8 protein-coding genes are annotated in these 7,958 nt (G+C 62.1%); 1 reads left to right on the top strand and 7 read right to left on the bottom strand.

The features are described 5' to 3' along the window. Positions 1 to 219: 219 nt before the first annotated feature. Genes RI518_RS04900 through RI518_RS04890 form a run of 3 tightly spaced genes read right to left on the bottom strand, consistent with a single transcriptional unit; the run spans position 220 to position 3,661 of the window. Positions 220 to 1,551, bottom strand: coding sequence for a dihydrolipoamide acetyltransferase family protein (locus RI518_RS04900; protein ID WP_310671319.1), 1,332 nt, complete (start codon positions 1,549 to 1,551; stop codon positions 220 to 222). A gap of 17 nt (positions 1,552 to 1,568) precedes the next feature. After that, the gene (locus RI518_RS04895) at positions 1,569 to 2,528 is read right to left on the bottom strand and encodes an alpha-ketoacid dehydrogenase subunit beta (RefSeq protein ID WP_310689521.1); all 960 of its coding nucleotides are present in this window, start codon (positions 2,526 to 2,528) and stop codon (positions 1,569 to 1,571) included. Between the two features lie 11 nt (positions 2,529 to 2,539). Next, the gene (locus RI518_RS04890; RefSeq protein ID WP_310671320.1) at positions 2,540 to 3,661 is read right to left on the bottom strand and encodes a thiamine pyrophosphate-dependent dehydrogenase E1 component subunit alpha; all 1,122 of its coding nucleotides are present in this window, start codon (positions 3,659 to 3,661) and stop codon (positions 2,540 to 2,542) included. A 132-nt stretch (positions 3,662 to 3,793) separates the two neighbouring features. Here RI518_RS04890 and RI518_RS04885 point away from each other — a divergent pair, with 132 nt between their 5' ends. Further along, entirely contained in the window at positions 3,794 to 4,213 is a 420-nt protein-coding gene (locus RI518_RS04885) for a phage holin family protein (protein ID WP_310671321.1), read from the top strand. Here RI518_RS04885 and RI518_RS04880 read toward each other — a convergent pair. The 4 genes from RI518_RS04880 to RI518_RS04865 form a co-directional block, all read right to left on the bottom strand. Next, on the bottom strand, positions 4,173 to 5,309 hold the full coding sequence (locus RI518_RS04880; RefSeq protein WP_310689520.1) for a hypothetical protein: 1,137 nt from the start codon (positions 5,307 to 5,309) through the stop codon (positions 4,173 to 4,175). The genes RI518_RS04885 and RI518_RS04880 overlap by 41 nt on opposite strands. Continuing rightward, positions 5,306 to 5,578 carry a hypothetical protein gene (locus tag RI518_RS04875; RefSeq protein WP_310671323.1) on the bottom strand — a complete coding sequence of 91 codons (273 nt, stop codon included), beginning with the start codon at positions 5,576 to 5,578 and terminating at the stop codon, positions 5,306 to 5,308. Before RI518_RS04875 ends, RI518_RS04880 begins: the two co-directional genes overlap by 4 nt. A gap of 145 nt (positions 5,579 to 5,723) precedes the next feature. Continuing rightward, positions 5,724 to 7,226, bottom strand: coding sequence for a HAMP domain-containing sensor histidine kinase (locus tag RI518_RS04870; protein WP_310671325.1), 1,503 nt, complete (start codon positions 7,224 to 7,226; stop codon positions 5,724 to 5,726). Further along, positions 7,223 to 7,951, bottom strand: a complete 729-nt coding sequence (locus RI518_RS04865; RefSeq protein ID WP_310689519.1) for a response regulator transcription factor — start codon at positions 7,949 to 7,951, stop codon at positions 7,223 to 7,225. The genes RI518_RS04870 and RI518_RS04865 overlap by 4 nt, the downstream gene beginning before the upstream one ends. Positions 7,952 to 7,958: the final 7 nt, after the last annotated feature.

Raw genomic sequence — 7,958 nt, 5'->3', positions numbered from 1 at the left:
TTCGACGATGCTACCCAGCACCGTGGTGGTGACTGAGAGGGTAGTGGTCTCGGGCGATGCGCTAGGCGCCGTTTCTGTCTCGGTGTTTTCGTTGGCGACTGGGCCTTGTTCTGCGGTGCACCCTGCGAGGGTGAGTGCCGATACTGCGGCCAGAGCAATAAGGGTTGATGTTTTCATAACCGTGACGATACACGATATTGAGAATCATTGTCAATAAGACTAGTCGAGGAGGAGAGCAGGCTCCTCCATCACACTCGCCACATCGGCGACGAACCGGCTCGCCACATCGCCATCCACGACGCGGTGGTCAAAACTCGCCGCCACGGTGGTGACCATTCGCGGCAACACCTCGCCATCGACCACCCACGGTTTGGGCTTGATCGTGCCCAGGGCGACAATCGAGACTTCTCCGGGATTCAAAATCGGCGTGCCCGTGTCGACACCAAACGAGCCCAAATTGGTGATGGTGATGGTGCCCTGTGCCATGTCCTCCGGTGTGGTCTTGCCCTCGCGTGCTTTCGTCGTGAGCGCCTCCAAGGCCACGGCGAGCTCGCGCAGGCTCAGCGTGTGGGCATCCTTCACGTTGGGGACAATCAATCCCCGCGGTGTCGCCGCCGCGACACCCATGTTCACAAAGTGGTGGACAATAATTTCCTCTTCAGTCCAGGTGCTGTTGACCGAAGGGTTTCGCTGCACCGCCCAAATCATCGCCTTCACCATGATCAGCAGCGGTGAAATCCGAATACCGGCGAACTCCGCCGAAGCCTTCAAGCGCTTCACAAACTCCATCGTGCGGGTGGCGTCCACATCAACAAACACCGACACGTGGGGCGCGCTGAACATGCTGGTGACCATCGCATTGGCAATCGCCTTACGCACCCCCTTCACCGGGATGCGCTCCTCGCGCTCACTGGGCCAGCCGGGGGTGTCCAAGTTTCTGAACACTTTGGCCTGGTCGGCGTGACGGGTGACATCCTCTCGAAGAATCTCGCCACCGACACCGCTCGGGCTGACATCGGCGAGATTTACCTCGAGTTCCTTCGCGAGCTTCCGCACCGGCGGTTTTGCGAGGACCGGAACACTGTCCTGGATGGGAGCCCGCACGTCCCGCTCTGCGGATCCCGCCTCAGCGAGGGACTCCCCCGAGACGTAACGGCGGGTGCGAGTGGGTTTCTCATCAGAGGCGGCCCCATAGCCCACAAGGTTTTTGGGCTCAGCGGAGCCCTCGTCGCCGCCGAGCGTCGACTCCACATCGCTCACCGCTTCGCTGACCTCGGCAACCACCGGATCGGGCGTCGGTTCATCGGGCGACGCGTCGCGGATTTTCAGGATTGTCGCCCCCACGGCGACCGTGGCGCCCTCCTCGGCGAGTACCTCTTCGACCGTTCCCTCAAAGGGTGAGGGCAACTCGACCAAACTTTTCGCCGTCTCAATCTCACAGACGACCTGGTTCAGGCTCACCTGGTCACCGGGGGCCACCTTCCAGGACACAATTTCTGCCTCGGTGAGACCCTCTCCCACATCGGGTAGTGGATAAGAAACCAGTGCCATGTCACACCTCCATCGATTTAGTAGGCCATCGCCCGGTCAACGGCGTCGAGCAGTCGGTCGACACTGGGCAGGTAGACCGACTCGAGTTGAGCCGGCGGGAAAGGCGCATCAAAACCCGACACCCTAATCACGGGTGCCTCCAACGAATAGAACGCACGCTCGGTCACCGTGGCGGCAATTTCACTGCCCACACTCACCGAACCGGGGGCCTCTTGAGCGACCACCACACGGCCGGTCGACTGGGCGGAGCGCACCAGCACGTCCCAGTCGATGGGCGAGAGGCTTCGAAGATCAATGACTTCCACGCTGGTGCCCTCGCCCTCGGCCACCTCAGCAACCTGCATCAGCGTGGTCACCATTGCGCCGTGGCCGACAAGGGTCACATCCGATCCCGGTCTCACGACCACCGCGTCGTGTAATGCCACCCCCGGATCATCCGTGTTGACCTCACCCTTGTGCCAGTAGCGACTCTTCGGCTCCAAGAAAATGACCGGATCGGGCTGGCTCGCGACTTCTTGAATCATCCAATAGGCATCGTGTGGTGTTGCGGGGCTCACCACTCGAAGCCCCGGGGTGTGCGCAAAATAGGCTTCCGGGCTTTCCTGGTGGTGCTCGACCGCACCGATATGACCGCCGTAGGGAATACGAATAATCACCGGCATGGAGAGGGTCCCCTCGTAGCGCGCGGTGAGCTTCGCCAACTGGGATGTGATTTGGTCGAAACCCGGGTAGACAAAACCGTCGAACTGGATTTCACAAATCGGCACGTAACCGCGCATGGCTAAGCCAATCGCGGTGCCGACAATCCCCGATTCGGCCAGCGGAGTGTCAAACACGCGCTGGGGCCCAAACTCACCCAGGAGACCCTCGGTGATGCGAAACACCCCACCCAGTTGGCCCACCTCTTCACCGAGGACCAACACCGAGTCGTCGGTGCTCATCGCCCGACGCAGCCCTTCGTTGAGCGCCTTGGCCATCGTCAGGTTCACTAGCTGTCGCCCTTCTGCACAAACGACCCCTCGAACTCTTCCAACCAGGCCGCCTGGGCTTCGAGGGGTTTGTGCTCGGCCGAATAGACGTGGGCAAAAATGTTGCCGCGCGGCGGTGGCTCCAGCGCCAACACCTCTTTTCGCAGGTCGCTCACCTCATCAGCCGCCTGTTGATCCACCTCGGTGAAGAACGAACCGGGGGTGCCCCTGCTCTCCAAGTAGGCGCGGAAGCGGGCAATCGGGTCGCGCTCTGTCCAAAACGCCAACTCGTCATCATCTCGATACTTCGTCGGATCATCACTGGTGGTGTGCGCACCGATGCGGTAGGTGAGGGCTTCAATGAACTGGGGTCCACCGCCAGAGCGGGCGTCATCCAGCATCTGCTGGGACACGGCGTAGCTGATCAGCACATCGTTTCCATCGATTTGCTTACTGGGCATGCCATAACCCGCCGCGCGCTGATAGAGCGGCGAGCGCGACTGCACGCGGACCGGCGTCGAAATGGCCCAGTGATTATTTTGCAAAAAGAACACCACGGGTGCCTGGTAGCTCTGGGCGAACACCATCGCTTCGTGGGTATCACCCTGACTAGTGGCCCCGTCGCCAAAATAGACCATGGTCGCCTCATCGCGGCTGGCGTCACCCGTGGCGACCTGTCCATCGAGTGAGATACCCATCGCGTACCCGGTGGCGTGCAGGGTGTGCGAACCGATCACCAGGGTGTAGAGCCGGAAATTGTTGTGCGTTTCGGGGTCCCAGCCCCCGTGGGTGAGACCTCGAAGCATTCGAATAATCTGCAGCATCGACACCCCGCGCAGTCGCGCGACCGAATGTTCCCGGTAGGCGGGAAAAATGCTGTCTTGAGGTTTGCTCGCCAGCGCCGAGCCCACCTGACACGCTTCTTGACCGATAGCGGGCACCCAGAGCGCCATTTGGCCTTGGCGTTGTAGCGTTCCGGCTTCGTAATCCAGGGCCCGGGTAATCGCCATCGTCGAATACATCAGCTGGAGCGTCTGGTCATCCAGAGCGTCAATGACCGGCCAGTAGCGATCGTGGGCCTCACCGTGCACCACGCTGCCGTCGGGCGCAAGCAGTGAAAGGGTGTCCTTCGAGAGAGGCATGCGCCCAGCCTAACCGGGGGCTGCGGGCTCACTCTCGTAGATGGGACACAATCGAAGGGTTTTTTCTCCATCGCTTGCCCACACAAGCCACAACCTTTTGGTCAATAGCCGTCGGACGGGCATAGTGGAGGCATGTTGAGATTCGTGTTGCGCTCGCTGGTCACCGCCCTCGCGCTGGGAGTCGCCGTCTGGGCGGTACCCGGTCTGAACATGACCGCCTACGCAGATTCCGAGACAGAAATTTTCATCGGTGCCCCCAGTGTGGAACTGGCGCTCACCTACCTGCTCGTGGCAATGGTTTTTGGCATCATCAACGCGATCGTGGGAAACACCATTCGTATCGTCGCCTTCCCCCTTTACGTGCTCACTCTGGGTCTAATCGCCCTGCTGGTCAACGGCCTGATGCTCCTCATCGTCCACCAATTCTCCGAGTGGATTGGTTTCGGCCTCTCGGTGGAGGGCCTGTGGACGGGTGTGCTGGGTGCACTCGTCTTGAGCATCACCAGTTGGATTATTGGGCTGTTTTTCCGCCCGCTACTTCGCCGCCGCTGAGGTCTTGGCTGGCATCAAACCAGCGAGCCTGGCCGCGAAGCGGCCCGGGCAACCCATCTGCCCACCCCGAGAGCAGATCGGCGTCGGACTGGTCGATCTGCGTCGCGGTCTGAAAATAGCGATCGCGCGAATGGGCGCCGGGGATGTCCCCGGTCGTCGCACCGCTATCCGCCTCGACCACGGTGTGCCCGCCGGGCAGTGTTTTCCCGGCCAAGTCGACCACCACGTCGTCTCGGTGCTCGATTCGAAGTGCGGGGTACTCACCGCCAGCTGGCTGTGAACCGACCGGTGCGCCGACAGTGACCAGGCCGCGGGTGTCGTAGCGGCCCGACTCGGCCAGTGTGGCCGCCACGGCTCCGCCTTGAGAGTGGCCGACGAAGACCACCCGGTCGCCTCGCTGAACACCGGCGGAGCGCATGGCGCGCTCGGTCACCATGGTCGACGCGGCGGGAGCACCGGCCACCAGTGCCAGATTGGATCGCATATCGAACGGGTCGGTCTTCTCGTCGAGACTCCACGTCCTGGTCCCCGCGACAAAGACTTCGGTGTGGAACTCTCCCTCAGCGGTGGCGTATCTCTCGACTCGAACCGGGTTCGACCCCTCGGGGATTCGGGCAATACGCTCCGCTACACCCTGTGAGATTCCGACTCCTTCACGGCGGTCAACCTCCCAGGTGGACACAGCCGGATGGTAGGGCTCATCCAGTCGTCGAAGTGCTTCAGCCGCGTCGTCGAAGCTGGCATCGGGGGAGCCACCCCGCACACCCTGTTGGCCAAGAGCCGACCAGACCAGTGCGCGGGTCCAGTGATCGCGGGTGGAATCCCACAACCTGGTGCGCCAGCGCTCCTGTTCGGCGACCTGCTGGGTGTAGGCCACGAGCGATCGGCACAACCACGACACGTCATCGGCCACACCCGCGAGCCTGGCCACCGCCTCCCGGTAGCCCTCCGGCAGGTACGGCCCGGTCGGATGGTTCACCGTGCGCCAGGCGTCAGCCAGCAGTGCACCAATCGAGTCGAGTTCTTGGCCAAGCACCAGTATTTCTTCGGTCGCGACAGACTGTCCCCCCGGTGCGGTGACGACCAGGGTCGTCACCAGTGGCCTCCCGCCAGACCTTCCTCCTCCTGCCTTCGCCGCAGACTCTGCAGGTCGCGATCGCAGCGATAGGCCAGTTCCCCAAATTCTCGCTCGAGACCGACCAGTTCGGCCAGGACATACTCCTGTTGCGACTGCGCCAGCGAGTGTGAAGAGCCTCGCCACTGCGGCGTCTCGGGCAGACCGCGAGCGCTGGCTACTGCCCGCTGGAGCTGTGTGCACACCAGCTGCACCCGATCGAGCACGCGCTCGATGTCTCCTTCGTCCACCGCGACCCCCAGCGTGACGTCATCCTGCGCTCCCTATCCGAGCGTCAGGTCACCTCGGGCCACCCTCTCCCAGAGCGCGACCGGTCGGGCCGTGGTGACACACTCTGGGAGGAAGTGTTCAGGCGTGTCGCCGGTGGACAGGTCGCTAGTTGTCCTGGCTCGCCTCAGAGTCACCGCGTGCCAGGGGGATGCGGACGAGAAACTGAGTCTCACCGGGTGTTGAGGACACATCGACAGACCCACCGCAGGCGTCGGTGATGGTCTTCACAATCGCGAGGCCCAAACCGGTGCTCCCCGTTTTTCGCGAGCGGCCGTAGTCGCCTCGTCGAAAACGCTCGAAGAGTTGACCGACCATATCGGGACTAATCCCCGGGCCATCATCGACGACGGCGACGCTCGCGTGGTCGTCATCGACGCCGACCGACACTTTCACGGTGGTGCCCTCCGGGGTGTGAACCCGGGCGTTTTGAACCAGGTTGGTGAGGACTTGGAAGAGTTGGTTTTTATTGGCAAAGACCAGTACCGGTTGGTCGGGTGACTCCACTTCCCAGTGATGTCCGGGCGCCCGCGCGATCGCATCGCTCACGACGTCGCCGGCAACCAGAGTGAGGTCAACCGTTTCCTTCGGAAACGAGGCGCCTTCGTCCAAGCGCGCCAAGAGCAACAGGTCCTCCACGAGACCGGTCATCCGAATCGACTCGGATTCAATGCGCTCCAGTGACCCACTCACCGTCTCCGGCAGGTCTTTGCCGTGTCGGAGGGTGATTTCGGAATAGCCGCGAATGGAAGCGAGCGGTGTGCGCAACTCGTGACTGGCATCGGAGACGAACTGGCGAAGCGCTTTTTCCGAATGCTCCCGCGCCTTGAGGGCATTGTCGACGTGGTCCAGCATCTGGTTGATCGCCACACCCAGTTGACCGATTTCTCGATCCGGTCGGGCCAGGTCCGAGGGAACCCGCTGGCTGAGGTCGACGTGCCCGTGGTCAAGCGGCTGCCCGGCGACCGCGAGTGCCGTCTGTCGCATTCGATCCAGTGGCCTCAGACCCACTCGCAGCGCCCAAATTCCCAGTAGCGCGGCGATGCCGATCACGATGGCGGTGATGACGAAAATGGCGCCCTGGAGTTGGGCGATGGTGTGTCGAATGTTGGTCATCTGCAAGCCCACGACCAGGTCGGTATCACCGGTGCTATCGACGGCGATGAGCCTGGTCTCGCGAACGGCCCCGCCCAGGAAATAGGTTGAGGGCTCTACGGGGCTGAACTCTTGGCCCACGAGTTGTCGAAGCGCCAACGGTTCGATCGCGCGCAACACACCCTCAGAATCAATCACGGCCCCTTGGGCCTCATCGGGGCCCACCACCGCGATGACCGTTCCCACGGTGAAACCGGGTCGCTCCAACCGCGAGCGCGGACCCGGAAACAAGCCAGAATCCTGTTCCAAAGAGGCCGCCACGCGGTTGGCGGTCGCGATGAGTTCTCGGTCGAGGTCGGTGAGCAGCTGCCGAACAACCATCGCGGTGCTCGCAAAGCCGATCAGGATTCCGGCCAGCAAAATCAGCGAAAGACCGCCGAAGACTAAGCGTCGGCGGAAGTCTTTGGGCGCACCGCTACGGTGTGTACCCGCCTTCCGGGGGCGTGTGGGGCTCACGAATCGGCGGCTTTAATCATGTAGCCCACACCGCGCACGGTGTGAATGAGTGGTGGGCCCAGGGTGTCGATTTTTTTGCGCAGGTAGGAGATGTAAATCTCGACGATGCTCGGTTTCCCGCCAAAGTCATAGCTCCAGACCCGATCGAGAATGTGGGCTTTGGAGAGCACCCTGCGGGGGTTGTTCATCAAGTACCGCAACAGTTCAAATTCGGTGGAGGTCAACTCGATGGGGGTATCGCCCCGATACACCTCGTAGCTGTCTTCGTTGAGGCTCAAATCTCCCACTCGCACGATGTGGGCCTCGTCGGTGGTGTCCCCGCCCACCCGACGCATGATGCCGCGAAGCCGGGCGACGAGCTCTTCGAGGCTGAAGGGCTTGGTGACGTAATCGTCACCGCCGAGGGTGAGGCCTTGGACGCGGTCGTCGACCGCGTCCTTTGCGGTGAGAAATAACACCGGCAGGCTCGAATCGATTTCTCGCAGCTGTTTCATGAGCGATAGCCCGTCACCGTCGGGCAACATGATGTCGAGAACCGCAATGTCGTGCGGGGTGTCTTTTTGGCGCTGCAGTGCCTCGTGTGCGCTGTAGGCGACGGAGGCGACCCAGCCTTCGTGGCGCAGTGCCATTGCGACCAAATCGGCCAGTGGCTCTTCATCGTCGACGACGAGTACTCGAATGGTCGATGGGTTCTCTGCGGACTCGGAGTGTTCTTGCGGTGTCATGGACCCC

Source organism: Pontimonas sp. (assembly GCF_031581085.1).
Lineage (GTDB): Bacteria > Actinomycetota > Actinomycetes > Actinomycetales > Microbacteriaceae > Pontimonas.
The sequence above is the reverse complement of the archived record's forward strand: the minus strand, read 5'-3'. Positions and strand labels throughout refer to the sequence as shown.

Coding starts and splice junctions, on each gene's coding strand:
- RI518_RS04900 (WP_310671319.1), bottom strand. CDS start 1,551: ATGGCACTGGTTTCTTATCCACTACCCGATGTGGGAGAGGGTCTCACC.
- RI518_RS04895 (WP_310689521.1), bottom strand. CDS start 2,528: ATGGCCAAGGCGCTCAACGAAGGGCTGCGTCGGGCGATGAGCACCGAC.
- RI518_RS04890 (WP_310671320.1), bottom strand. CDS start 3,661: ATGCCTCTCTCGAAGGACACCCTTTCACTGCTTGCGCCCGACGGCAGC.
- RI518_RS04885 (WP_310671321.1), top strand. CDS start 3,794: ATGTTGAGATTCGTGTTGCGCTCGCTGGTCACCGCCCTCGCGCTGGGA.
- RI518_RS04865 (WP_310689519.1), bottom strand. CDS start 7,951: ATGACACCGCAAGAACACTCCGAGTCCGCAGAGAACCCATCGACCATT.